Origin of the sequence: Mycobacteroides chelonae CCUG 47445, from assembly GCF_001632805.1 — a bacterium.
Lineage (GTDB): Bacteria > Actinomycetota > Actinomycetes > Mycobacteriales > Mycobacteriaceae > Mycobacterium > Mycobacterium chelonae.
On record NZ_CP007220.1, the window covers coordinates 1979301 to 2004738 of the forward strand.

27 protein-coding genes are annotated in these 25438 nt (G+C 66.2%); 13 read left to right on the top strand and 14 right to left on the bottom strand.

Features of this window, described 5'->3' with window-relative positions:
- The first annotated feature begins 53 nt into the window (after nt 1-53).
- Nucleotides 54-890 (top strand): GNAT family N-acetyltransferase, encoded by an 837-nt coding sequence (locus tag BB28_RS09820; protein ID WP_046253369.1) that lies wholly within the window; start codon nt 54-56, stop codon nt 888-890.
- Nucleotides 891-906: 16 nt separating this feature from the next.
- Nucleotides 907-2169 (top strand): lysine N(6)-hydroxylase/L-ornithine N(5)-oxygenase family protein, encoded by a 1263-nt coding sequence (locus tag BB28_RS09825; RefSeq protein ID WP_046253370.1) that lies wholly within the window; start codon nt 907-909, stop codon nt 2167-2169.
- Here the strand turns inward: BB28_RS09825 and BB28_RS24550 are convergent.
- Entirely contained in the window at nt 2052-2636 is a 585-nt protein-coding gene (locus BB28_RS24550; RefSeq protein WP_419894523.1) for a TetR/AcrR family transcriptional regulator, read from the bottom strand. The genes BB28_RS09825 and BB28_RS24550 overlap by 118 nt on opposite strands.
- On the opposite strand from BB28_RS24550, the gene BB28_RS25710 reads away from it, so the two are divergent.
- Nucleotides 2527-2775 (top strand): hypothetical protein, encoded by a 249-nt coding sequence (locus BB28_RS25710; protein WP_419894524.1) that lies wholly within the window; start codon nt 2527-2529, stop codon nt 2773-2775. The genes BB28_RS24550 and BB28_RS25710 overlap by 110 nt on opposite strands.
- An 89-nt stretch (nt 2776-2864) precedes the next feature.
- Nucleotides 2865-4088: a cytochrome P450 gene (locus BB28_RS09835; protein ID WP_046253372.1), complete on the top strand. Its 1224-nt coding sequence runs from the start codon at nt 2865-2867 to the stop codon at nt 4086-4088.
- Here BB28_RS09835 and BB28_RS09840 read toward each other — a convergent pair.
- The 5 genes from BB28_RS09840 to sucB are packed head-to-tail and all read right to left on the bottom strand — an operon-like array spanning nt 4075 to nt 9214.
- On the bottom strand, nt 4075-4824 hold the full coding sequence (locus BB28_RS09840) for a DUF4191 domain-containing protein (protein ID WP_046253373.1): 750 nt from the start codon (nt 4822-4824) through the stop codon (nt 4075-4077). The genes BB28_RS09835 and BB28_RS09840 overlap by 14 nt on opposite strands.
- A gap of 34 nt (nt 4825-4858) precedes the next feature.
- Nucleotides 4859-5848, bottom strand: coding sequence for a lipoyl synthase (gene lipA, locus BB28_RS09845; RefSeq protein WP_046253374.1), 990 nt, complete (start codon nt 5846-5848; stop codon nt 4859-4861).
- Entirely contained in the window at nt 5845-6540 is a 696-nt protein-coding gene (lipB, locus tag BB28_RS09850; protein WP_046253375.1) for a lipoyl(octanoyl) transferase LipB, read from the bottom strand. The genes lipA and lipB overlap by 4 nt, the downstream gene beginning before the upstream one ends.
- Before the next feature lie 4 nt (nt 6541-6544).
- Entirely contained in the window at nt 6545-7447 is a 903-nt protein-coding gene (locus BB28_RS09855; protein WP_046253376.1) for a TIGR01777 family oxidoreductase, read from the bottom strand.
- A 3-nt stretch (nt 7448-7450) separates the two neighbouring features.
- The gene (sucB, locus tag BB28_RS09860; RefSeq protein ID WP_046255715.1) at nt 7451-9214 is read right to left on the bottom strand and encodes a 2-oxoglutarate dehydrogenase, E2 component, dihydrolipoamide succinyltransferase; all 1764 of its coding nucleotides are present in this window, start codon (nt 9212-9214) and stop codon (nt 7451-7453) included.
- A 135-nt stretch (nt 9215-9349) separates the two neighbouring features.
- On the opposite strand from sucB, the gene BB28_RS09865 reads away from it, so the two are divergent.
- Both BB28_RS09865 and BB28_RS09870 read left to right on the top strand, forming a co-directional pair.
- Complete coding sequence (locus tag BB28_RS09865; protein WP_046253377.1) at nt 9350-9580, top strand: DUF167 domain-containing protein; 231 nt, start codon at nt 9350-9352, stop codon at nt 9578-9580.
- A gap of 47 nt (nt 9581-9627) precedes the next feature.
- On the top strand, nt 9628-9969 hold the full coding sequence (locus BB28_RS09870; RefSeq protein ID WP_046253378.1) for a hypothetical protein: 342 nt from the start codon (nt 9628-9630) through the stop codon (nt 9967-9969).
- A 6-nt stretch (nt 9970-9975) separates the two neighbouring features.
- On the opposite strand, the gene BB28_RS09875 is transcribed toward BB28_RS09870, so the two are convergent.
- Nucleotides 9976-11487, bottom strand: a complete 1512-nt coding sequence (locus BB28_RS09875; RefSeq protein ID WP_064393451.1) for a leucyl aminopeptidase — start codon at nt 11485-11487, stop codon at nt 9976-9978.
- Between the two features lie 50 nt (nt 11488-11537).
- Here BB28_RS09875 and gcvT point away from each other — a divergent pair, with 50 nt between their 5' ends.
- A complete protein-coding gene (gcvT, locus tag BB28_RS09880; RefSeq protein WP_046253380.1) occupies nt 11538-12632 on the top strand; it encodes a glycine cleavage system aminomethyltransferase GcvT in 1095 nt (364 codons plus the stop codon).
- Nucleotides 12633-12674: 42 nt separating this feature from the next.
- Nucleotides 12675-13778, top strand: a complete 1104-nt coding sequence (locus BB28_RS09885) for a branched-chain amino acid aminotransferase (RefSeq protein WP_030095445.1) — start codon at nt 12675-12677, stop codon at nt 13776-13778.
- On the opposite strand, the gene BB28_RS09890 is transcribed toward BB28_RS09885, so the two are convergent.
- The 5 genes from BB28_RS09890 to BB28_RS09910 form a co-directional block, all read right to left on the bottom strand.
- Nucleotides 13775-15487 carry a metallophosphoesterase gene (locus BB28_RS09890; protein WP_046253381.1) on the bottom strand — a complete coding sequence of 571 codons (1713 nt, stop codon included), beginning with the start codon at nt 15485-15487 and terminating at the stop codon, nt 13775-13777. The two genes, BB28_RS09885 and BB28_RS09890, sit on opposite strands and share 4 nt — an antisense overlap.
- 88 nt (nt 15488-15575) lie before the next feature.
- Nucleotides 15576-16334, bottom strand: coding sequence for an adenosylcobinamide-GDP ribazoletransferase (locus BB28_RS09895; protein WP_046253382.1), 759 nt, complete (start codon nt 16332-16334; stop codon nt 15576-15578).
- Entirely contained in the window at nt 16331-17350 is a 1020-nt protein-coding gene (gene cobT, locus BB28_RS09900; protein ID WP_046253383.1) for a nicotinate-nucleotide--dimethylbenzimidazole phosphoribosyltransferase, read from the bottom strand. Before cobT ends, BB28_RS09895 begins: the two co-directional genes overlap by 4 nt.
- The gene (locus tag BB28_RS09905; protein WP_046253384.1) at nt 17347-17880 is read right to left on the bottom strand and encodes a bifunctional adenosylcobinamide kinase/adenosylcobinamide-phosphate guanylyltransferase; all 534 of its coding nucleotides are present in this window, start codon (nt 17878-17880) and stop codon (nt 17347-17349) included. The genes cobT and BB28_RS09905 overlap by 4 nt, the downstream gene beginning before the upstream one ends.
- Before the next feature lie 6 nt (nt 17881-17886).
- Nucleotides 17887-18552: a DUF3043 domain-containing protein gene (locus BB28_RS09910; RefSeq protein ID WP_046253385.1), complete on the bottom strand. Its 666-nt coding sequence runs from the start codon at nt 18550-18552 to the stop codon at nt 17887-17889.
- 22 nt (nt 18553-18574) lie between these two features.
- Between BB28_RS09910 and BB28_RS09915 the strand changes: the two genes are divergently transcribed.
- Nucleotides 18575-19636 (top strand): glycerate kinase family protein, encoded by a 1062-nt coding sequence (locus tag BB28_RS09915; RefSeq protein WP_046253386.1) that lies wholly within the window; start codon nt 18575-18577, stop codon nt 19634-19636.
- A 103-nt stretch (nt 19637-19739) separates the two neighbouring features.
- Nucleotides 19740-20108 (top strand): HesB/IscA family protein, encoded by a 369-nt coding sequence (locus BB28_RS09920; protein ID WP_030095452.1) that lies wholly within the window; start codon nt 19740-19742, stop codon nt 20106-20108.
- Here the strand turns inward: BB28_RS09920 and BB28_RS09925 are convergent, their stop codons facing one another.
- Complete coding sequence (locus BB28_RS09925) at nt 20109-20651, bottom strand: Rv0361 family membrane protein (protein ID WP_030095453.1); 543 nt, start codon at nt 20649-20651, stop codon at nt 20109-20111.
- A gap of 152 nt (nt 20652-20803) precedes the next feature.
- Here BB28_RS09925 and BB28_RS09930 point away from each other — a divergent pair, with 152 nt between their 5' ends.
- Complete coding sequence (locus BB28_RS09930) at nt 20804-21775, top strand: carbohydrate kinase family protein (RefSeq protein ID WP_046253387.1); 972 nt, start codon at nt 20804-20806, stop codon at nt 21773-21775.
- Here BB28_RS09930 and asnB read toward each other — a convergent pair.
- Nucleotides 21772-23700 carry an asparagine synthase (glutamine-hydrolyzing) gene (gene asnB / locus BB28_RS09935; protein ID WP_046253388.1) on the bottom strand — a complete coding sequence of 643 codons (1929 nt, stop codon included), beginning with the start codon at nt 23698-23700 and terminating at the stop codon, nt 21772-21774. The two genes, BB28_RS09930 and asnB, sit on opposite strands and share 4 nt — an antisense overlap.
- Nucleotides 23701-23859: 159 nt before the next feature.
- Here asnB and ctaC point away from each other — a divergent pair, with 159 nt between their 5' ends.
- Both ctaC and BB28_RS09945 read left to right on the top strand, forming a co-directional pair.
- Nucleotides 23860-24909 carry an aa3-type cytochrome oxidase subunit II gene (gene ctaC / locus BB28_RS09940; RefSeq protein ID WP_044104422.1) on the top strand — a complete coding sequence of 350 codons (1050 nt, stop codon included), beginning with the start codon at nt 23860-23862 and terminating at the stop codon, nt 24907-24909.
- Nucleotides 24910-24934: 25 nt separating this feature from the next.
- Nucleotides 24935-25354 carry a cytochrome c oxidase subunit 4 gene (locus BB28_RS09945; RefSeq protein ID WP_030095457.1) on the top strand — a complete coding sequence of 140 codons (420 nt, stop codon included), beginning with the start codon at nt 24935-24937 and terminating at the stop codon, nt 25352-25354.
- Nucleotides 25355-25438: the final 84 nt, after the last annotated feature.

The window sequence follows — 25438 nt, forward strand, 5'->3', positions numbered from 1 at the left end:
GGGATTTGTGCATAGCGGTCGTACGCCGTAGACAGAGGGAGTAGCTTTCGATCATGGAGAGCGCGGCGGTTCTCATCGCGGCGCCCGGTGTCGGTTCCGATCGGGGGACGGACGCGAACCCGCGGCCGCGGTACAGCATTGTCTTGTCGTCAGATCCGGCTGAAGTTGAAGCCGCACAACGACTTCGGTATCAGGCGTTCGCCGACGAAATGGGGGCGCCACTGCCGCACGCCGTTCGTGGGCCGATCACGGGCGAGATGATCGACCTGGACAAGCTGGATCCCTATTGCGATCATCTGCTGGCTCGCGACGAGGACACCGGCGCCATCATCGGCTGTTGTCGGCTACTGCCGCCCGAGGGGTATCAGGCAGCGGGGGAGACGTTCACCGACTCCATGTTCGATGCCTCGGCACTCGACCCGCTGCGGCCCAAACTGGTTGAGATCGGCCGGGTTACTGTCGCGCCCGAACACCGCAATGGCGCGGTGATGGGGATCTTGTGGGCCGGGATCTTCCGGTACCAGCAGATGACCGAGCACCAATACGCGATCGGCTGCCTGTCCGTGCGGATGGAGGACGGCGGGCCCCGCGGATCGTTGGTGCGCTCGGTGCATGACTTCGCGCAGAGGTTTGCCGCCCCCGACGAATACCGCGTCGTGCCCAGAAACCCCGTCGTTGTGGACGGCGTGCCCCTGGAGGAGATCCCGCCGCAGGACAAGGCGAAGATCCCGCCGCTGCTGCACGGATGCCTGCGCATCGGCGGACGCATCTGTGGACCGCCGTCCTTCGACCCGGAGTTCGACATGGCGGACTTCTTGGTGTTGGTCACCAAGGACACTGCGCGGCAACGCTATCTGGAGCGTCTGGAGCGGTCCCTTGCTCTCGGATAGCCATACATCTCACGATGTGCTCGGCATCGGATTCGGGCCGTCGAACCTTGCGCTGGCGATAGCGCTCTCCGAACATCCGCATCGGGCATCGGCGAAGTTCGTTGATGCCCAATCGCAATTCGGGTGGCATCGCGGCATGCTGATCCCGGGCGCGCGGATGCAGGTCGCCTTCCTCAAAGACTTGGTGACCTTACGAAATCCCAAGAGTCACTACACCTTTGTCAACTACCTGACAGAGCGTGGGCGACTGCCGGACTTCATCAACCAGCAGAGTTTCTTCCCGACCCGGGAAGAATTCCACGACTACCTGGATTGGGCGCAGCAGGCGCTCGGGGCCGATGTCGTCTATTCCTCGCGGATGGTCGGAGTTCGGGCGGCCGCCGACGGGTTCGAGGTGCGGCTGCAGGACACGTCGGGATTGTCGCCGGACCGTCTGACGCATGCGCGGGCTCTTGTCCTCGGCTGCGGAACGTTCCCGGCGATGCCGGCCGGCATCAATCCCACCGCGCGGCAATGGCATAGCAGTGAGCTGTTGCACCGGCTCGGCACGTGGGATGGTGCTCCGTCCCGCGTCGCGGTGGTGGGCGCTGGGCAGAGCGCGGCGGAGGCGGTGGCGTATCTGCATAGCCGCTACCCCGATGCCCAAGTGCATGCAATCTTTGCGCGCTACGGATACAGCCCGGCCGATGACAGCCCGTACGCGAATAGGATCTTCGATCCGGCCGCGGTGGACGACTTCTATGGTGCGCCCGCCGAGATCCGTCGCCAGCTGGTCGACTATCACCGCGACACCAACTACGCGGCGGTCGATTCCCCGCTGATCGCCGATCTGTACGACCGCGAGTATCGGGAACGGGTCAGCGGACAGCGGCGACTGTGGATGCACAACGCGTCGAAAATCGCTGCCGTGGACGAGGCGCCCGAACGGGTACGCCTGGCCGTGACACATCAGCCGACCTCCGCGACCGAGCTGCTTGACTGCGATTTGGTGGTGTACGCCACCGGATACCGGCCGTTGGATGTGCGGGCTTTCCTGGGGCCACTGGCTTCGTGTTACGAGTTCGACGCGGAGGGCCGACCGGTGGTCGAACGCGACTACCGGCTACGGGCGCGGGCGGGTGCCCCGGGAGACGTCTACCTCAACGGGTCGGTGGAGCACAGTCACGGACTGTCGTCCTCGTTGCTTTCCAATGTCGCGGTGCGAGCCGGCGAGATCGTGGATTCGCTGGTCGCCGAGGCGGAGACCCGTGACGCGGTGGCGTCCTTCAAGACCGGGTAGACGAAGCGCTCGATCATCTCGGTTTCCAGCGCGGCCTCTGTTGGGGGCCAGAACAGGAATGCCATCACCACGCGTGAAATCCATTGCGCGGCGGTCTCATCGGCAAGCCCTGTGAACGTCGATGCCGAACGTGGAATTTCAGAGGTCGGGCTCAGGTAGGCGCCGAGCGAGGCGGGGGACATCGTCGCCACCATCGCGCTGACAATCGGATCGTTGCGGATGGCGGTCAGCGACGCGGTGATGGCCGTGACCGCACGCCGCTGCGCCTCCGCGGACTCGACCGCCCGCTGAATATCGGTGGTGACGTTCGAGATGTTCCTGGCCAACACGGCGTCGACAATCGCGGTCTTGCCCCCGATGTGTCGATACAGCGTCGCGCGCGAACATCCCGCCTCGCGGGCCACCGCATCGAGGTTCAGCCGGTCCAGTCCGTGTCGTGCGATCTGCCTGGCCGCGACCGACACGATGCGGTCGGCAGCCGCGGCATGGCGGTCGCCGGGGTGCAGCCAGTCGGAGCGCGGTGACATTGGTTCTTCAATCTATCTCATTATGAGACATAAATTCCCAAAATTCTCAGTGTTTCTGCTGGTGGGGCAGCCGCGGTGAGACGCCACAGATTATGGCTCTGAACAGGTGTTTCTCAGTTTTGCGAATGCCTTGACGTGCGGTTTTCCGGTCTGTCAGCCTCGTGGGTGATGAGCACCGTGGAATTGTTCGACCCACAGATCCTGGAGGATCCCTATCCGTTCTATCGGCGGCTGCGTGAGACGGCGCCGGTGTGGCCGGTGGGCGATTCCGGCTTCTACTTCGTCTCGCGCTGGGATCTCGTGGTGGAGGCCACCGAGCGCACCGAGGACTTCTCCTCGAACCTCACCGCCGCGCTGATGAAGTCTCAGGACTGCCAGACGGGCCTGACGGTCGCGGCGATGGGACCACCCGCCGATCCCACCCACGTGCTGGCTACCGGCGACGACCCGGTCCATCACGCGCATCGCAAGCTGGTGCTCCCGACATTGGTCGCCAAGCGCATCACCGCACTGGAACCGGTGATGGCAGAGACCGGAGCCCGGTTGTGGGAACGCGGATGCGACGGTCAAAGCATCGACTGGATGGCCGCGATGGGTGATGCCCTGCCGATGACCATGGTGGCCCGGCTGATCGGCCTACCCGATGAGGACGTGCCGCAACTGGTGCAGTGGGGTTACTCCAGTACCGAGATGCTCGGCGGGCTCAACACCGCCGAGCGGCAGGCTCAGGTCGTCACCGACACCATGTACCTCATTCTCTACCTGCGTGAACATCTGGAGAAGGAGCTGGCCGCCCCCGGCGAGGACCTGCTCGGATACCTGGCACTGGCATGCAATCGGGCCGACATCTCGCTGGACATCGGTGTGATGATCCTGGTGCAGCTGGTTGGTGCCGGCGGCGAATCCACCGCCGGACTGATGGGCAACGCGGTGCGCATTCTCGGCGAGAATCCCGAACTGCAGCAGCGCATCCGGAACGACCGTGCACTGCTGCCCACGTTCCTGGAAGAGGTGCTGCGGCTGGAGTCACCGTTTCGCGGACATCACCGTCACGTGCTGGCGGACACCTCGCTCGGCGGGGTCCAGCTGCCCGCGGGCAGCCACCTCACCCTGCTGTGGGGTGCGGCCAACCGCGATCCGGCGATTTTCGAGAACCCTGACGAGCTGCGCCTCGACCGGCCTAGCCCCCGCAGTCACATCACGTTCGGCAAGGGCCTGCACTTCTGCGTCGGGGCGGCACTGGCGCGCCTGGAGGCGCGTACCGCGATCAATCTGCTGCTCGACCGAACGCGTGATTTCGCGATCAAACCCGGTGGTGCGCAGTGGGTTCCGAGCATTATGGTGCGCCGGCACCAGAAACTGGAGCTGGAGCTGGGATCTAACGCCGCCTGATGGTGCGCTGCATTCCGCCGCGCGACTTCGCCTGCCCGGGCATCGGCCCCTTCGGCATGGCCGCGGCGCGTGAACCCAGCGCCGAGAGCCGTGACTCCAGGGAGTCCATCTGCTTGGCGGTGATGTTGGCGGGAAGCTTGGTGATGTGGCGTTCCAGTTTGGACAGCGGCACCTGACCATCCTCGTTGCCGACGATGACGTCGTAGATCGGTGTATCGCCGACGACACGTGCGGTGCGCTTCTTCTCCTGCGCCAAGAGCGGGCCCAGCCGTCCGGGAGCACCTTCGGCGACGAAGATGATGCCGGGCCGGCCGATGACTCGGTGCACGACATCGAGCTGGGTCGTTCCGGCGACGGCAGTGGTGACCCGCCATTTACCGCGCATATTGTCCAGCGCCCAGCCTGCGGCGCCCTTCTGGCCCTCGGCCTTGGTGAAGACCGATTTCTGCACGCGCCGGCCGAAGATGATGAACGCGACCAGCACGCCGAGCACCACGCCCAGGATCGGGAACATGAACACGCTGATGCCGCCAGAGAAGTACCCGGCGACCGCGAATGCCGCGACGATCAGTACGAACGCGCCGATCATGTACGGCAGAAGCCGCTTGTCTTCCTTGCGCTGAATCTGAAAGGCCTGCCACATCTGGGCGCGGCGCGCCTTCGATTCGACCTTGCGACGCGCCTTTGCCTCGGCCTTGGCGGCCTTGGCCTCGGCGGGACTCAGTGATTTAGGCATGGCTAGAGAATATCGCCCGGCGGCAACGTCCCTGTCATCCGATGAGGTTGATGGCCTCTTGCCGGGCCGAACCCGCCTCCGCCAAGTGCTCCAGCGCGGCGGGCAGGGGCCGGCCATGGTGGGCCATCGCCTGTGCGTACAACCGACCGGCCCGGTACGAGGAGCGCACCAGCGGCCCGGCCATCACACCTGCGAAGCCCAGACCCTCTGCGAACTCGGAAAGTTCCACGAATTCCTGCGGTTTGACCCAGCGATCAACCGGATGATGCCGCGGTGAGGGCCGCAGATATTGGGTGATGGTGATGATGTCGCAGCCCGCTTCGTGCAGCGCGACCAGAGCTTCCCGAATCTCGTCGTTGGTTTCGCCCATCCCGAGAATCAGGTTGCTCTTGGTCACCAGCTCCGCTTCGCGGGCGGCGGTGATCACCGACAGGCTTCGCTCATAGCTGAATGCGGGCCGGATGCGGCGGAACACCCGCGGCACCGTCTCCAGGTTGTGCGCCAGCACCTCGGGGCGGGATGCGAACACCTCTTCCAGCTGCTCCGGGACGGCGTTGAAGTCCGGGATGAGTAGCTCGACACCCGTGGCCGGATTGAGTTGCTTGATGTACCGCACGGTTTCGGCGTACAGCCAAGCGCCACCGTCGGGCAGGTCGTCCCGGGCCACCCCGGTGACCGTCGAGTACCGCAGACCCATGGTGTGCACGCTCTCGGCCACCCGGCGTGGCTCGTCGCGGTCCAGGTCGGCGGGCTTACCGGTGTCGATCTGGCAGAAATCGCAGCGGCGGGTGCACTGCTCACCACCGATGAGGAAGGTGGCCTCGCGGTCCTCCCAGCATTCGAAGATGTTGGGGCATCCGGCTTCCTCGCACACGGTGTGCAGCCCACCCGAGCGCACCAGCGACTTGAGTTCCTTGTATTCGGGGCCCATCTTGGCGCGGGTGCGAATCCAGTCGGGCTTGCGCTCGATGGGGGTTTGGGCGTTGCGGACTTCCAGTCGCAGCAGCTTGCGGGGTTCGGTCATGCGCCCACCGCTCCGACAGCCAGGCGACCCTCGAGCGCGTCGATCACCGAGGAAACGACCTGTTCGTGCACCTCGTCGATGGTGACATCCCGGCCCAGTTCGGCGGACAGGGTGGTCACCCCGGCGTCGGTGATGCCGCAGGCCACGATCGGCAGGTAGGCGTCCAGGCTGTTATTGCAGTTCAGCGAGAACCCGTGCATGGTGACCCCGCGCTGCACGCGGACCCCGATCGCGGCGATCTTGCGCTCCGGCTTCCCACCGCCCGCGGCCAGCCACACACCAGAGCGGCCATCGACGCGTTTGGTCTGTACGCCCAGCTGTGCGCATACCGCGATGATCGATTCTTCAAGACGCCGAACGTAGTTCACGACGTCGATGGGCTCGGCCAATCGCACGATCGGGTAGCCGACCAGCTGGCCGGGTCCGTGCCAGGTGATCTTGCCGCCGCGATCGGTGTCGATGACGGGTGCACCGTTGATCGGGCGTTCCTGCGCTTCGGTGCGGCGTCCCGCGGTGTACACCGCGGGATGCTGCAAGGTCAGCAGCGTGTCGGGTCCTCCGGCGACACGGGCCTCGACGATGTCGCGCTGCAGCTCCCAGGCCGCCTCATAGTCGATCATGCCCAGGTCCCGTACGACGACGGGATCTGCGCTGGATCGGATGGATCCATGAGAGCGGTGCACGGGTTCCATTATCTCACTTCATCGGTCGGCTGTTGTTGGCGTAGGCGAGCGCCTCGCCGATGGTGTGGTGCTCGAATTCGAATCCGTGCTGTTCCAGGACCGCGGGGATGACGCGCATGCTGCGCGTCATTTCGGCGTCGGCGAACTCACCGAGGGCGGCCCGCAGCGCGAACTGTGGCGCCACCAGCAAGGTCGGGCGATGCAGAGTCCTGCCGAGGGCCGCGGTGAACTCGGCATTGGTCACTGGTGCCGGGCCGGTCAGATTGACCGGCCCCGAGAGCGTCGATTCGGTCAGTGTGAACTCAAGGGCCCGGATCTGGTCCTCAAGGCTGATCCACGGCATGTACCAGCGCCCGTTGCCCAGCCGAGCCCCCAGCCCCGCGGCGAAAAGCGGGCGTGATCTGCCGAATAGCCCTCCAGCGGGGGAGAGCACCAGGCCGGTGCGCACGATCACCACTCTGGCTCCGGCTTGCACAGCCTCCGCGGTGGCGGCTTCCCAGTCGATACACACGCGTGCGAGGAAACCGGTACCGCTGGATGCGGTTTCGTCGATCACGCGGTCTCCGCTATCGCCGTAGTAGCCGACCGCGGAGGCGTTGATCAAGACCGGCACGCCGGCATCGGCGACGGCACCGGCCAGCACCTCCGTGGGGATGATGCGGCTGTCGTAGATCTCCTGCTTGTAGGCGCCCGACCACCGCTTGTCGCCGACGCCGACACCGCACATGTTGACGACGGCGTCGGCACCCTCGAGAGCACCCGGCTCTATCTGCCCACTCGCCGGATCCCAGCGCTGTTCGTCGGGGCCCATCGGGTCGCGGCGAACCAGCCGGACCACGGTGTGGTCTGCGGCACGCAGCGACGCGACGAGCGCCGACCCGATCATCCCCGAGGAGCCGGCGATGACGACACGCATGGGTTACAGACCCAGGTCCGCCTCGAAAGCCCCCTCTTCCAGGCGATGTTTGATGGTGGTGAGGAACCGCCCCGCGTCGGCTCCGTCGATCAGGCGGTGATCGTAGGTCAGTGGCAGGTAGCACACCGACCGGATACCGATCGATTCGTTACCCGCTTCGTCCCGGATCACCCTGGGACGCTTCACGATTGCGCCGGTGCCGAGCATGGCGGCCTGCGGCGGCACCAGGATCGGGGTGTCGAACAATGCGCCTTGGCTGCCGATGTTGGTGATGGTGAAGGTGCCACCGGCGAGCTCGTCGGGCTTGAGGTTCCCGGAGCGCGCGCGGGTGGCGATATCGGCGATGGCCCGGGCCAGCCCGGCCAGCGACAGATCACCGGCGTTGTGGATCACCGGAGACAGCAGACCTTGATCGGTGTCTACCGCGATGCCCAGATGCTCGGCATCGAAGTAGGTGATCTCCTTGCTGTCCTCGTTGTAGCTCGCGTTGACGTTCGGGTGCGACTTGAGCGCCTCCACCGCGGCCTTGGCGAAGAAGGGCAGGAAGGTCAGGTTGACGCCTTCACGCTCGGCGAAGGTCGCCTTCGCGCGAGCCCGTAGCGCCGCGATCTTGGTGACGTCGACCTCGTGGGTCTGGGTCAGCTGCGCGGTCTGTTGCAGCGATTCGCGTGTCTTCTTGGCGGTGAGCTGACGAATCCGGTTGGCCTTCTGCGTGGTTCCGCGCAGGTGGGCCAGTGCGGCAGGAGCCGCCGGAGCCGCCGGAGCCGATGACGCAGCTGCCGCGGGGGCTGCCGCTGCTGCAGGTGCAGGGGCCTTGGCCGCCTCTGCGGCCGCCAGGACGTCTTGCTTGCGAATACGTCCACCCACACCACTGCCGGTCAGCGCGGACAGATCCACGTTGTTCTCGGACGCGAGCTTGCGGACCAGCGGGGTGACGTACGGGTTCTCGCCCGCGTCGGCGGCGGCAGCGGGCGCTGGTGCGGGTGCTGCGGGAGCGGCCGGCGCAGGTGCGGCAGGCGCCGGAGCCGGCGCTGCGGGTGCCGCTGGGGCTGGTGCGGGCGCTGGGGGCGCGGGCGGAGCCGCGGCGGGTTCAGGGGCAGGCGCTGGTGCGGGTGCCGCGGCAGGCGCGGCGCCGTCCGCACCGATGACGCCGAGTTCGCCACCGACGGCGACGGTGTCGTCTTCGTTGGCCGAGATGCTCAGCAGCACACCGGCGACCGGCGACGGAATCTCGGTGTCGACCTTGTCGGTCGAAACCTCGACGAGCGGCTCATCCACGCCGACCTCGTCGCCGACCTTCTTGAGCCAGCGGGTCACGGTGCCCTCGGTGACCGACTCGCCGAGCTCGGGCATCTTGACCGAGGTGCCGGGGCCCGCCGGAGCGTCCGCGGCGGGAGCAGGAGCAGGGGCGGCCGGTTCCGCCGCGGGAGCAGGCGCGGGTTCGGGCTCCGGTTCGGGAGCGGGTGCAGGCTCGGGAGCCGGCGCGGCGGCCTCGGGGGCGGGCGCGGACTCCGCGGACTCTGCTTCGCCGGCCTCACTGATCACGCCCAGCTCGCCGCCGATTTCGACGGTGTCATCCTCGCGGGCAACGATCTTGGTCAGCACACCCGAAGTGGGAGCGGGGATCTCGGTGTCTACCTTGTCGGTGGAAACCTCGAGCAGCGGCTCGTCGACTTGGACCGTGTCGCCCTCTTGTTTGAGCCACCGTGTCACCGTCCCTTCGGTCACGCTCTCACCGAGGGCGGGCATCTGGACGGAGAAGGCCATGGTTTCCACTCCTGAAAAGGTTCCGATAGCGGCTCACACAACGCGGACATATCTGGCTTACCACAGCGACGTGGCCAGCGGGTCAATCCTGTCACTGACTGGAACGGCGCGCCTGCCCGGGTCCAAGATCGGTGGGTGAGCGAGCGCACAGTCGTCTGCATCATCAAGCCCGGCAGTCGCAAGGGGCCCGCCGTCGAGGTTGCCGATGACGGCACCTTGACCCTGTTCGTGCGCGAGCCGGCGATCGACGGCAAGGCCAACAAGGCCGCACTCGCTTTGCTGGCCGAATACCTGGAGGTGCCCAAGTCGACGGTGCGGCTTGTTGCCGGTCAGACGAGCAGAATCAAGCGGTTCAGCGTGGGATGACCGGTGGATGACAGCGTGATCTCAGGATTAGCTGGCACCATGGTCGAATGGCATGGATCGACGCCTTCCGGAGCAAGTGTGAAGGGCGGACACAGCGCGGCACCGATGACGACGTGCGTTACCTGGCCGCTTGGACCGCGGCACGCACTGGCGTGGAGGCCTATGTCGAGCCGCAGACCAACTTCTCGGACGTCACCGTGATTCTCATCGCAGGTGACGGCGAGTGGACCCGTCGACGTGTCGGCGGGGTAGCGGGTGCGCGCCGAATCTCCGAGCGACTCAAGATCCCGGTGTACGACGTGCACCGCACGGGATATCCGCAACGCAAGCGTGATTACGACGCTCGGCAGAAAATCCTGAAGCGACGGGCAGCCGAGGAAGGCGCCTAACCAACGTCATCCGTTGGTGGCGATGTCCTCCAGCACCCCGAAGATGGTCCGCACCGGCACGCCGGTCCCGCCCTTGGCCGTGTAACCCCACGGTCCACCGGTGTTGAACGCCGGGCCGGCAACGTCGATATGTGCCCACTGCACGCCGTCGGCCACGAACTCGCGCAGGTACAGACCGGCCGCCAGCATGCCGCCGTTGCGGTGGTTGGTGACGTTCGCCAGGTCGGCAACCCTGGATTTGAGATCGTCGCGCAGTTCCTCGGGCAGCGGCATGGCCCAACCGTTCTCGCCCACGGACTGCGAGATCGTCGACACCCGGTCGCGGAACTCGTCGGTACCCATCACGCCGGGGGTGCGGGTGCCCAGGGCCACCACCTGCGCACCGGTCAGCGTCGCGGTGTCGATCAGATAGTCGGGCTCATCCTGGCAGGCACGCACGATCGCGTCGGCGAGGATGAGACGGCCCTCGGCATCGGTGTTGATCACCTCGACGGTGGTGCCGTCCAGATGGGTCAACACGTCGCCGGGGCGCTGTGCCGTCGAGGACGGCATGTTCTCGGCCATGGGCACCGTCGCGATGACGTCGATGGGCAGCTGTTGGCGGGCGGCCAGCAGGGTTACCGCGATAACCGCTGCCGCTCCACCCATATCGGAGGTCATGTTCTCCATGCCGCCCGCGGGCTTGATCGAGATACCACCGGTGTCGAAGGTGATGCCCTTGCCCACGAGCGCCGCCTTCTTGGCCTTCTTGCCCTTGGCGCCCCGGTAGGTCAGGCGCACTAGCCGCGGTGGGCGTGAGGAGCCCTTGCCGACTCCGATGATGCCGCCGTAGCCGGCCTTGGCCAGTTCCTTCTCGTCGAGCACCTCGACCTCGATGCCCTCGGTCGTCGCCAGAGTTTTTGCCCGCTTGGCGAATTCGGCCGGGAACAGATGGCTGGGCGGGGTGTTCACAAAATCACGCGCAATGATCACAGCAGCCGCGACGGCAGCGCCGCGCTCCATGGCGTCCTTTTGTGCGCGGCCCTTGTCGGCGACGAGCAACGTAACCTTCTGCAGTCCAACGTCCTTCGGGGCGGTCTTGGCGCTGCGGAACTCCGCGAACCGATATCCGCCAAGTGCCAGGCCCTGCACAGTGGCATCGACATCGCGCGCGGACAGCGTGGTCACCAGGGTTTCGACGTTGTCGAGCGACCGGGCGGCCACGCCCGCAGCGCGCCGAATCGTCTCGGCGCCGGCATCTCCCTTACCCAGGCCGACCGCCAGCACGCTGGACACCGGCAGACCGTCCACGACCACCCGGGTGAGCTGCTCGCTCGAGCCGGTCGCGCCCACGGCCTTGAGCGCGGCCTCGATGGCTTTGACGGCCTTGCTGTCCAGCAGCTGCGCATCGACCACCTTGGGGCCCTTGTCGGATTCTTTCTCGCCGGGGCGCACCCCCACCAGCAGCACCGCGGCGGAGACTCCGCGCTGCGGAATGGACGTGGCCAGGGTGAACGAAGGTGCCGTGTATGCGCTCATGAGATCACAGCCTAGTGAAAGCCGGTGATGCGCCAATTAGGGTGAACGCCATGACGGATCTCTTGCTCGGCCCTCTGCACGATCGGCACGCCGCACAGGGTGCTACCTTCGCCGAATTCGGCGGCTGGAATATGCCGGTGTCCTATGCCGGCACGGTGGGTGAGCACACCGCCACCCGGGAGGCCGTCGGACTGTTCGACGTGAGCCACCTCGGCAAGGCCCTGGTGCGTGGGCCGGGTGCCGCGGCGTTTGTCAACGCATCTTTTACCAACGATCTCAACAAGATTGGGCCGGGCAAGGCGCAGTACACCTTATGTTGCACCGAGACCGGCGGTGTCGTCGACGACCTCATCGCCTACTACGTCTCCGATGACGAGATCTTCCTGGTGCCCAATGCCGCGAACACCGCAGCGGTGGTGGCCGCTCTGCAGGACAAGGCTCCCGAGGGAATCATCGTCACGAACCAGCATCGCGACTACGCGGTGCTCGCCGTGCAGGGACCCAAGTCGGCGGATGTGCTGCAGCGGCTCGGACTGCCGACGGATATGGAATACATGGCGTACGCCGACGCGACGCTCGACGGTCAGCCGGTGCGGGTGTGCCGGACCGGCTACACCGGGGAACACGGCTACGAACTGCTGCCGTCCTGGGATTCCGCCGGTGCCGTGTTCGACGCGCTGCTGCCGGTGATCACCGAGGCAGGCGGCCAGCTGGCCGGTCTGGGCGCGCGCGACACGCTGCGCACCGAGATGGGCTATCCGCTGCACGGTCACGAACTGTCCCTTGACATCAGTCCGGTGCAGGCGCGGGCAGGATGGGCCGTCGGATGGAAGAAGGACGCGTTCTGGGGGCGTGAGGCCCTCACTCAGGAGAAGGCGGACGGTCCGCGCCGCACCCTGCGGGGCCTGCGGGCCACCGGCCGCGGCGTGTTGCGACCCGACCTCACGGTGCTCTCGGGCGGCCAGCCGGTGGGGGTGACCACTTCGGGCACCTTCTCGCCGACTCTCAAGACCGGTATTGCATTGGCCCTGCTGGACAGCGCCGCGCAGATCGCGGACGGGGCCACCGTCGCCGTCGACGTGCGCGGCCGGGAGATCGAATGCGAGGTCGTCAAGCCGCCGTTCGTGGACGTCAACGTCGGATAATGGGTTCGGATTTGGCGACATCGGACAGCTAGACTGCCGAGCATGAATCCGCTTCCCGAGTTCACCCGGCAACTCAACCCGTCACCGGCCAGCCCGGCGCGTCGGGCTGAGGTACTGGCCGCGCCGGGCTTCGGGAAGTACTTCACCGACCACATGGTGTCCATCGACTGGAACACCGAAAATGGTTGGCACAATGCGCAAGTGGTGCCCTACGGCCCTATCACCCTTGACCCGTCGGCCATCGTGCTGCACTACGCGCAGGAGGTCTTCGAGGGGCTCAAGGCCTACCGGCAACCCGACGGGACCATCGCCGCGTTCCGGCCCGAGGCTAACGCCGAACGAATGATCCAGTCCTGCCGCCGCATCGCCATCCCCGAGCTACCGCAAGAGCTGTTCATCGAGTCGCTGCGTCAGCTGATTGCCGTCGACTCCGACTGGGTGCCGCCGGGCGGCGGCGAGGAATCGCTATATCTGCGGCCGTTCATCATCGCCACCGAGGCTGGTCTCGGGGTGCGGCCCGCCGCTGAGTACCGGTACTTGCTCATCGCCTCACCCGCTGGTGCGTACTTCTCACAGGGCATCAAGCCGGTCAGTGTGTGGCTCTCGCACGAATACGTGCGCGCCGCACCGGGCGGGATCGGCGCGGCGAAGACGGGTGGCAACTACGCCGCCTCGCTGGTCGCCCAGGCGCAGGCCGCGGAAGAGGGCTGCGATCAGGTGGTGTGGCTCGATGCCATCGAGCGCCGGTACATCGAAGAAATGGGTGGCATGAACCTGTTCTTCGTGTTCGGCCGCGACGGTGAGGCCCGTTTGGTCACTCCCGAACTATCCGGATCACTGCTGCCGGGTGTGACGCGGAAGTCCTTGTTGCAGCTGGCCTCCGACGCCGGATTCGCCATCGAGGAACGCAAGATCGACGTCGACGAGCTGGAGAAGAAGGCGGCCTCGGGAGAAATCACCGAGGTGTTCGCCTGCGGCACAGCCGCGGTCATCACGCCGGTCGGCCGCGTCAAGCATTCGAGCGGCGAATTCACCATCGGCGAAGGGGAGCCCGGCGAGGTGACCATGGCGCTGCGCGACACGCTGACCGGAATCCAGCGTGGCACCTTCGCCGATACGCACGGCTGGATCACCAAGCTCGGCTAGGACGCCTGTGCGCGTACGGGTCGGCGATAGGTCACCGTGTCGAATTCGCGTCCATACTCGTCGACGGCCGTGACATCCATCTCGCTGACGAATGTCCCCGGCCGCACGTCGACACGGATGAATGCGTAGTTGCGATACCGCACGCGCGACCAGGTGACTGCCTCGGCGTGCTTACTGCCGTCAGGCGCCCAGACGTAGCTGTTGGGAACCAACGTATCGGTGAGTTCGCGGCCCCGGTATCCCTCCGGCTCGCCCGGCTGAAAGTCATAGCGGGGTCGGCCCGCAGAACCCACGGTGTAGTACACGGTGCCATCCGATTCGGGGTCGACGGTGGACCGATCGCCGGCCTCTCGGGTCGGACGTCCCGCGCGAATCGGATCCGTGCGCTCGAAGACGTGGTTGTGCCCCTGCAGCACCAGATCCACCTGATAGCGGTCGAACAGCGCGCACCACGCGTCGCGCACGCCACCGTCGCTGGCATGGGACAGCGTTGTCGAGTACGCGCAGTGGTGAAAGAAGCACACGATGAAGTCGATATTCGGGTTCGCTCGATACGCCGCTAAAGTTCTTCCCACCCAACCGGTTTGGCTGCCACCCGAGTAGCCGGTGTTCGCCCTGATCTCGTAGGACACGTCATTGGCGTCCAGGGACAGGACAGCGACATTGCCGTAGGTGAACGAGTACGCGGACGGGCACCCCGCGGGGCCGTTGCCGGGGAATCCGAGACGGGCCAGATGGCCGCCGTAGCCGTGATTTCCGTACGCGGCTTCCATGTCGTGATTGCCGGTGGCAAACATCCACGGTGTTGTCGAGGCACTGGATTCGATGGAGGTCAGGTAGACATCCCAGACGAACGGGTTGTATTTGTCGAACCCGGCCGCGGCCTTGCCACCGGAAGACACGAACTCTGGCTTCTTTCCCATTCCTGATGGGTCCGCATAGGCGATGTCTCCGGCCAGGATATGGAAATCGGGGCGGCAGGCCACAATCTGATTCATGACGTTCTGCGTGTGCGGCGTGGCCGGGTCGTTGTCGGCGCTGTAGTAGCTGTCGTCGTATTCACCGGGAGCCAGATTTGGTGGGAGCGCGGGGGTCTCGTCGGTGCCCTGATCGCCCATCATGGTGAAGCGGAAGGGGGCGAATGCGTTTCGTGCGGACGGGAGGGCCGTCGCAGCGGAACGGATATCGCTCGAGAATCCGTCGGCGGTGCGCCAGCGGTAGAAGTGCTCAGTGCCACCGCCGAGTCCGTGGACGGGCGCGTGCACGTAGAACTGTTCGGCTCCCAGCACCCCGTGATCGCTTGAGGGAATCTGGGTCACAAGATTGCGGATCTCGGCTTCGAGGGAGGCGCCGAGTTCGGGGGTTGGCCCATGGTCGAGAAAGATCTTGGTGCCGTGCGGATTTCTGGACAGCTGCCCGGAAAAGCTGAGCTGGCTGGACGAATCTGCGCCGTACCCCACCCGCCTGCCGGCCACACCCAGTGGTGCGTCATCGGCATACGCCCGCCGCCCAAACGGTGATGCGCCCAGCGCGGCGACCGCGGCAGCGGCGGCCGATCCCCGCAGGAAGTTGCGACGCGAGACCGGGTGGCGACGCAGATATCCGCGATGCCATTCGTACTGTTCGGCCATGGACATCGAGCGGGCGATCGGCTCGGGAATCCCCATATCCGGCGTCTCGCCGGCGGGGTTCACAGGGTTGCGCGGCATAAGTTCGAATAGTGGCCCACCGCACCAGGTAACGCGACCGCACAGGCCGAGGCGATCGCGAACTCTTGATGAATCTTTATTCGCCGCTTCACGAGGCCGCGAATCCGAGTGCTGCCAGCGTGGTGGTCACCTCGATGCTCGCTCCTAACACGTCTCCGGTGATGCCACCGAACCTGCGTACGCAGTGGCGCACCAGCAGCACTCCAGCGCCCAGTGCGATCGCCACCGCGACCGGCCCTTGCCATGGCCGCCAGGGCTGCGCGAGGACGCCGACGGCCAACGCCGCCAGCACCCAGATGCCCGTCAGCCACAAAGGCTGCGACCCGGCCACCCGGGCACCGAAGCCGCTGTGTGCGGCACCGGGCACGCCGCGCCGACACGCCACCACTGCGCTGACGCGCCCCACCGCGATCGCCAGCGCGATGGCCAGCCATTCCTGCCGCGAGGCCAGCATTCCGAACGACAATGTCTGTGCCAGAAGGGTGATGATCACCGCGGCCACCCCAAACGGTCCGGCCGAACCATCGCGCATCACGGTGAGTGCGCGCTCCGGTGGTCCGTAGCAGCCGAGCCCATCCGCGGTGTCTGACAGGCCGTCGATATGCATGCCGCGGGTCGCCAGCACCACCACCGTTGCGGCGGCAAGCCCCGCGATGGGCCCGATGTAGGCAGATGTGGCCAAGTAGGCGGTTGCCGCGGCGAGCGCACCGAGTGCGGCGCCCACCACGGGCAGCGCCGCCAGTACCGGGCCCGAGAGGGTACCGGCGAGCCGTGCGGGAACCGGTGCCACGGTGGAGAATTCGAAGGCTCCGCCGACGGGCCGCAGCAGCCGCAGCAGCCGGTTCACGCGCCCGGCCCGTCGATTCGGGCCTCATCGAAGGTCGCCATCTGTGCCAGTGTGCCCGCGGCGGCCTGCAACACCGGCAGCGCGACGAGCGCCCCGGAGCCCTCGCCCAAGCGCATCTGCAGATCCAGTACGGGATCCAGTCGGAGACGTTGCAGGGCAAGCGAATGCGCTGGCTCGGTGGAGCGATGCCCGGCGAGCCACCACTGGCGTGCGCCCGGGGCCAGCTGCTCGGCCACCAGTGCGGCTGCGGTCACCACCAGCCCGTCGAGCAGCACAGGGGTGCGCCGCACCGCCGCGTGCGCCACGAAACCGGTGATTGCCGCCAGATCGGCGCCGCCTGCCCGGGCGAGCAGTGCCACCGGGTCGGCACGTACATCCTTGGTGCGGCGCAACGCATCGCGCACCGCGGCAGTCTTGCGTGCCCACCCGGCGTCGTCGACTCCGGTGCCGCGGCCCACCACCGCCACCGGTTCGCTTCCGGTGAGCGCCGCCACCAACACCGTCGCGGGAGTGGTGTTGCCGATGCCCATATCGCCCGCGATGAGCAGATCGGCTCCGGAGTCGATCTCGGCGTCGGCCAGGTCGATACCGGCAGCCAGCGCGGCGTGAGCCTGTTCCTCGGTGAGAGCGTCCTCGACGGCGATATTGCCGCTGGGGCGGCCCACGGCGATGTCGGCGACGCGCACACTGGCTCCGGCGAGTGCGGCGAGCACGTTGACGGCCGCGCCGCCCGCTTCGATGTTGCGCACCATCTGCGCGGTCACCGACGGGGGATAGGCGGACACCCCGGCGGCAGCCACACCATGATCACCGGCGAAGACGACCACCCGGGGGCGTTGGAAAGTGTTAGGGGGGCACTGATTCTGGCAGGCCGCCACCCACACCGAGAGCTCTTCCAGACGCCCCAATGCGCCATCCGGCTTGGTGAGCTGCCGTTGCCGATCACGCGCGGCGTCGGCGATTTCCGGGTTGGGCGCCGAGACCGGGGCGAATCGCGGTGCTTCGCTGCCGCTCACTCAGCGGCTCCCTTGATGGCCAGTGGCTGACCGGCCACCACCAGGAGAACCCGTTGACACCGCTGGGCCACGGCCTGATTCAGTGCGCCGAGCTGATCGGCGAACAGCCGCCCAGATGCGGTGGCGGGCACAATGGTCAATCCGACCTCTGGGCTCACGATCACCAATTCGCTGCCATAAGAGCCGATCGCATCGACCAGCTCATCGATATCGGCGGCCACAACCTCGCCACCACGGTCCCATGCCGCGCGGGCATCCATCCTCGCGGTCAGCCACCCCCCGAGATCGTCGACGAGCGTCGGCACCGCATCGGGTGCGCGCAGTTCGTCGGCGATATCGGTTGTCTCGGCGGTCGACCAGTCATCGGGACGCCGAGACCGGTGTGCGGCCACCCTGTGCGCCCATGCCTCGTCCTCGCGGACAGATGTTCCGGTTGCCAGGTAGCGCACTGGGCCTGAGGCAGGCAGCAGAGACTCGGCGAAACGTGATTTTCCCGAACGTATTCCACCGAGCACCAGCGTGGTAGCCACTTGAGGCTAGACCGGCTCGCCGCGGTTCACCCGGGGGCGTGGTGCGCGCATCTTGCGCAACTGCGATGCGCGGCTGGCCGCGTACCAGCCGAGTTTGAAGCCGCCCTCGTCGCTGGTCGGGAAGCGTTCGGAGACGCGCTTGTTCACGAGTCTGCCGACGAAAACCCCGTCGACGATCATGACGATCATCAAGACCAGCATCGCCGGGGTCATCCACATCTGCACCTGCACAGACGGCACCGCGAACATGGTGAAGATCAGGAACAGTGCCAGAGGCATGAACAGCCCCAGCACATTGCGCCGTGAATCGACGATGTCGCGGGCGAACGCGCGCACGGGGCCCTTGTCGCGAGGCAGCAGATACGCCTCATCGCCGGCCATCATCTTTTCGCGGCTGTCGGACATCCTGGCGCGGCGCTCTGCGTTCTCGACCTTGCGTTCGGCCCGCGACAGTTTCGGCCCGCGCAGGGACTTGCGACGCTGCCGGGCCTCGGCACTGGTCAAGGGTGCCGGGGCGACAGGTCCACGACGCTTGCCGGCATCCCGCTTCGGGGTGGGGCGGCCCTTTCCAGCCTGCGTCGGCGATGTGACGTCCGTCTCACCGGCAGCTGATGAGGAGTCGTCGGCGGCGCCGTTTTCGGAGGTGGATTTCTTTCGGCCGAGCAGATTCACACGCCCAGATTATCCTGCGCGAATGAGTCAGATTCTGGTGGCGCCCGACAGCTTCGGAGACACGCTCACCGCCACGGAGGCGGCGACCGCCATCGCGCAGGGCTGGGGAAGGACTCGCCCCGACGACATCGTCATCCTCAGCCCCCAATCAGACGGGGGACCCGGGTTCGTCGATGTGCTGGCCGCGCAGCTGGTCACGGCGCACCGGCACGCGCTGCGAATACGCGGTCCTCTGGATGAGGACGTCGACGCCGAGTGGCTGCTCGACGGCACGACCGCCTACATCGAATGCGCGCAGGCCTGTGGGCTGTCGCTGCTCAAACGTGCGCCGTCTGTCGATACCGCGTGGCGTGCGCACAGCACCGGGGTCGGGCAACTGATCGCGGCGGCGCTCGATGGTGGAGCCACCCGCATCGTGGTCGGCCTTGGTGGCAGCAGCAGCACGGATGGGGGTGCGGGGCTCATCGCGGGCCTTGGCGGGCTCGTTGTGGCCCAGCGGCGCCTGGCCACAACGGAATTGGTGGTCGCCAGCGACGTCGAGCATCCGCTGCTGGGCCCACATGGTGCGGCCGCGGTGTTCGGTCCGCAGAAGGGCGCAGACCCGGACACCGTCAGACGCCTGGAGGCACGGCTGGCCGGGTGGGTCGCAGAAATGGAGGAGCAGACCGGCCGGGGCGTGCGGGACCTCGCCGGAGCCGGGGCTGCCGGCGGGATCGGTGCGGCGCTGCTCGCGCTCGGAGCGCGTCGCGAATCGGGAGCACGAATCGTCGCCGAACACACCGGCCTGGACGCTGCGATCGTGCGGGCGGGCCTGGTGATCACCGGCGAAGGCAAGTTCGATGACCAAACCCTGCACGGCAAGGTGGCCGGGGCGGTCGCGCGCCACGCCGCGACCTCCGGCATCCCGGTGTTGGTGCTGGCCGGGCAGGTGACGCTGACAGCTGACGAATACGGGCGGGCCGGAATCGCGCGTGCCGAATCGATCGCCCAGTTCGCGGGGTCCGTGCGGTTGGCCATGGAGGATGCGGCGGGCCAGCTGGCGGGCCTGGCGGCCCAGGTCGCACGTGACTGGTCACACGGCTAGGGCGTAGATGTAGGAATACCCCTAGACGAGGTACCGTTGAGATCACAAGACGTTCATTACCTGGACGTCCGCCCGAGAGCTTCGACGCAGGGGAGATCCCACGATGACTGTCCAAGACGAATCGACTGCCACCTCCACCGAGGAAACTCATGGTGCCGTCTTGACCGACGCTGCCGCCGCCAAGGCCAAGGCGCTGCTGGATCAGGAAGGCCGCGACGACCTGTCGCTGCGCATCGCGGTCCAGCCCGGTGGTTGCGCGGGCCTGCGATACCAGTTGTTCTTCGACGACCGCACCCTGGACGGTGACCTGGTCACCGAGTTCGACGGTGTGAAGCTGACCGTGGACCGGATGAGTGCCCCGTACATCCAGGGTGCCTCGATCGACTTCGTCGACACCATCGAGAAGCAGGGCTTCACGATCGACAACCCGAACGCCACCGGCTCCTGCGCCTGCGGCGACTCCTTCAACTGATCAGAACGCGTTCGAGCCGCGCATGTACGCGGAGCACACGTAGATCTTGCCGTCGTTGATCAGTAGCTCTGCCTGCCCCTGAGGAGCGTCCTTGCGCTTCTGGCTGGTCGCGGTGAACAGCACCTTGAGCTGGTACTCGGAGAAGTAGACGATCTTGTCGATCGACTTCACCGTGGCCGTCCCGAAGGTGTTCACGAACTGTTGAGCATTGGCGCGCACAATCGTGTCGTCGGTGTCCTTGTCGCGCACCGCGTCGTACAGGCCGCAACCGGCGTTGCGGGCCAGCGTCACGATGTCGAGCTTGGCCATCGCATCCAGGTAGCCCTGGATGGTCTGTTCGATCTTCGCCTCGCTGGGCCGATGGGAGACGCCGGAATTCTTGGTCAGGAATCCGAGCAGCAGCGCGAGCACCACCAGTGCCGCCACCACCGCGGCCGGGGCGAGCCAGCCGGGTACCTTGCGCTTGCGGTCGGGGTAGTCGACCGGGGGAGGCATAGGCGGTAAACCAGGGTAGGGCACCGTCGAATAACCTGGTTCCGCCATTGACTCTCCTGAAATTTCGTTTCCCCTGATCGCATTCCCCGATAATCCAGGCTAGCAATCGGCCACAACCCCGGAACAGTTACGTTAGGTAAGCTTCTGTGGTTGTCCGTCGACTACCCAAGCCCGCCCGAATCCTACGAAGGGTCTCACGCGTGTCCATCATCGTTACCGGATCCATTGCGACCGACCACCTCATGAACTTCCCCGGAAAGTTCTCCGAGCAGCTGTTGGTCGAGCACCTGCAGAAGGTGTCCCTCAGCTTCCTGGTCGACGATCTGGAAATCCGTCGTGGAGGCGTCGCGGGGAACATCGCGTTCGCCATCGGCGTGCTCGGCGGCAAGCCCGCTCTGGTGGGCGCCGTGGGTGCGGACTTCAACGAGTACCGGTCCTGGCTCGAGGGCCACGGCGTCAACTGCGACGGCGTGCTGATCTCCCAGACCGCGCACACCGCGCGTTTCGTGTGCACGACCGATCAGGACATGGCTCAGATCGCGTCCTTCTATCCGGGTGCGATGTCCGAAGCCCGTGACATCTCGCTGGCAGATGTCGTATCGACTACCGGGACACCGGAATTGGTGATCATCGGAGCCAACGACCCCGATGCCATGTTCCGGCACACCGAGGAATGCCGCAGCCTGGGATTGCCGTTCGCGGCTGATCCGTCGCAGCAGCTGGCCCGGCTCTCCGGTGAGCAGGCCCGCGAACTCGTCGGGGGTGCCACCTACCTGTTCACCAACGACTACGAGTGGGATCTGTTGCTCTCCAAGACGGGGTGGACCGAGGCGGACGTGCGTGAGCGTGTCGAGCTGCGGATCACCACCCTGGGCCCCAACGGCGTCGAGATCGTGGAGAAGGACGGCACCTCCCTCAAGGTGGGGGTGGTCCCGGAGAAGGGGCAGGTCGACCCGACCGGTGTCGGCGACGCATGGCGTGCCGGATTCCTCACCGCCCGTAGTGCCGGCTTGAGCCTGGAGCGTTCGGCGCAGCTGGGATCGCTGGTGGCCACGTTGGTGCTGGAGACCGTGGGAACCCAGGAATGGGTGTGGGAGCGCGACGAGGCGCTGGCCCGCCTCGCCGACGCGTACGGCCCGGACGCCGCCGACGAGATCGGTGCGGCTCTTTAGAGCTGCACCGGGTAATGCGGCTCCTGGATGTTCGGCCGCACCGACTGCTCGACGAAGATCGCGTGCCACAGCATGAAGATCAGCACCGTCCACAGCCTGCGGCTGTGATCGGCGGTGCCGGCCGCGTGCTCGGTGAGCATCCGGCCGACGGCGGGCACATCGATCAAGTGCCCGGCTTGCGTGGTCGCCAGCGTCTCGCGGGCCCAGTCGTGTAGCAGTCCATCGACGAACCAGTGCCTGATGGGTACCGGGAAACCGAGCTTGGTCCGGTGCAGAACATGCGCCGGCACAATGGGTTCCAGTGCCCTGCGGAGGGCGTACTTCGTGGTTTCGCGGGTGATCTTCTCCCGGTAGGGCAGCTGCGAGGCCACCCTGAACACCTCGGGATCGAGGAACGGCACCCGCAGCTCGAGCGAGTTCGCCATTGTCATCTTGTCGGCCTTGACCAGAATGTCTCCGCGCAGCCAGGTGAAAAGATCCACATACTGCATGCGCGCCACCGGATCCCAGCCCGCGCATCGCTCGTAGAGAGCGGCGGTGACGTCCTGGTGTCCCCATTCCGGGCGATAGTGGGGGAGCACCGCGCGCAGCTGTTCATCATCGAAGCTGCGGGCGTTTCCGTAGTAGCGCTGCTCCAGTGTCATCGAGCCGCGGTTCAGCAGGCTCTTGCCGCGCACCCCGTCCGGGATGGCGGCCGAGAGCCGTGCCGCACCGCGTCGCAACGCACCGGGTAGGTATTCGAAAGGCTTGAGCGACAAAGGTTCCCGGTAGATCGTGTATCCACCGAAGAGTTCGTCTGCGCCCTCGCCGGAGAGCACCACCTTGACGTGTTTACGGGCCTCTTTGGCCACGAAGTACAGCGGCACCAGGGATGGATCCGCCACCGGATCGTCCAGATACCAGACGATCTCGGGCAGCGCGGAAACGAACTCCTCCTGGCTGACCACCTTCACGACGTGCCGGGCACCGATCGCCTCGGCGGACTCAACCGCCACATCGACTTCGGAATAGCCTTGCCGCTCAAAGCCAGTCGTGAACGTGATGAGCTTCGGATTGTGCCGGATCGCCAGCGCGGCGATGGCCGTGGAGTCGATACCTCCGGACAGGAACGAACCCACCGTGACATCGGCCCGCATGTGCTTGGCCACCGAATCGGAAAGCACCTCGGTGATCTCGTCGTACCGGGACTGACGGGTCGCGCGGGTGAAGGGCGTGACGGCGAACCGGGCCGGGAAGTAACGCGTGACGCGTGGCTCCTGGCCGGGGGCGATGCGCGCGTACGAACCGGATTCCAGGCGGCGGATCTCGGTGTGCAGGCTCTCTGGCTCCGGAACGTACTGCAGCGTTGTGTAGTGCTGCAGCGCCCGCAGGTCCAGTTCGGTCCCGATGCCCAACTGCTCCACCAGATCCAGCAGGCATTTCTTCTCGCTGCCCAGCGCGGTGCCGCCCGGGCCTGTCGCCATGAACAGCGGCTTTATGCCGAAAGGATCTCGCGCGCAGAACAACTCGCGTTCAATCGTGTCCCAGATCGCGAAGGCGAACATGCCACGCAGCCGGTGCAGCGCATCCGGGCCCCAGAAGTGGTAGGCCGCCAGAATCGCCTCGCCGTCGCCCTCGGTGGCGAATGCGGCGCCGTGCTCGGCCCGCAGCGTCTCCCTGAGTTCCAGGTAGTTGTAAATCTCGCCGTTGAAGACCAGCACATATCGGTCCGGGGTGTCCGCCGGTCCCCAGCGCAACGGTTGATGCGAATGCGCGATGTCGATGATCGAGAGCCGGTTGAAGCCGAAGAGCACGTTTTCCTCGTGCCAGATTCCGGGCTCATCGGGGCCGCGATGACGCATATGCACCATCGCCGCATCCACCGCAGGGCTATGAGATTCGAGCGAAGACCCGGGCGGGCCCAGCCACGCCACCAGTCCACACACGCGGCCAAGTATGCAACATCGCGCGACCTATCCCAGGACCTAGGTCCCCACACCGGCCCCGTCGCTGCCCTGATGCGACCGCGTGGTCTACGCTGCGTAGTATTCGATTGCTGCCACTGGTCAGCGATGGATTCTGTACCGAAACAGGAGGCTTAAAACGTGACGTCACGGTCCGGCTCACGGCCGTCCCTGCTGGCCACTGTGGTGCTGTTGGGCGCGGCGAGCTTCCTGCTCAGCGGTTGTAGCGTCCAAGAAGTGCTGCGGTTCGGGTGGCCCGAGGGAATCACCCCCGAAGCCCACGACTACATGGCTCCCTTGTGGACCTGGGCAGTCGTGGCCTCGCTGGTCGTCGGCGTCATCGTATGGGCACTGACCTTCTGGACCGTCGCGTTCCACCGGCACAAGCCGGGCGACACCGAGTTCCCGCGTCAGTTCGGCTACAACCTGCCGCTGGAACTGATCCTGACGGTGGTGCCCTTCCTGATCATCGCGGTGCTCTTCTACTTCACCGTCGTGGTGCAGAACAAGGTCATGCACAAGGACCCGAACCCCGAGGTCGTCGTGGACGTGACCGCCTTCCAATGGAACTGGAAGTTCGGTTACCAGAAGGTCGCGTTCAAGGACGGCAGCCTCAACTACGAGGGCGCCGATCCGGAACGCAAGAAGGCCATGACCTCCAAGCCCGAGGGTAAGGACGCGCACGGCAACGAGCTCGTCGGCCCGGTGCGCGGCCTGAACCGCGAGGACCGCACTTACCTGAACTTCGACAAGATCGAGACCGTCGGAACCTCCTCGGAGATCCCGGTGCTGGTGCTGCCCAGCGGCAAGAGCGTCGAGTTCCAGCTGGCTTCGGCCGATGTCATCCACTCGTTCCGGGTGGTCCCGTTCCTGTTCACTCGCGACGTGATGCCCGAGCCCAAGGCCAACAACTCCGACAACGTCTTCCAGGTCAGCAAGATCCTGAAGGAAGGCGCGTTCGTGGGTCGCTGCGTCGAGATGTGCGGCACCTACCACTCGATGATGGCCTTCGAGCTGCGTGTGGTGAGCCCCAACGACTTCAAGTTCTACCTGGAGGCGCGCAAGGCGGGTAAGACCAACGCCGAGGCGTTGGCATCGATCGGGCAGTCGCCGGTCTCGATTACCACCAGGCCGTTCGACGGCCGCCGCGGGGAGCTCGCGCCGGCGGACAACAACGCGGCGAAGAACTAGGCAGCGGGAAAGGTAGGAGCGCAGCATGCATATCGAAGCCCGACTCTTCGAGATCCTCACCGGATTCTTCGCCCTGGCCACCGTGGTCTACGCGGTGCTGACCGCCCTCTACGCCAATGGTGGTGTGGAATGGGCGGGAACCACTGCCATGGTGATGACCACGGGTCTGTCACTGATCATCTCGACCTTCTTCCGCTTCGTGGCCCGGCGCCTGGACACCCGGCCCGAGGACTACGAAGATGCCGAGGTCGCCGACGGCGCCGGCGAGCTGGGCTTCTACAGCCCGCACAGCTGGTGGCCCATCATGATCGCGCTTGCCGCCGCCACCACTGCGGTGGGTGTGGCGCTATGGCTGCCGTGGCTGCTTGCCGCCGGCGCGGTGTTCGTTCTCAGTGCGGTCGCCGGTCTGGTCTTCGAGTACCACGTGGGCCCGGAGAAGCACTAGCTCATCGCGCGTTTTGCCCCTTCCCACCGCCGCGCTCGTACTTTGCGGCGGGACTCCCGTGACTGGTGTGACATCTCCGTGTGC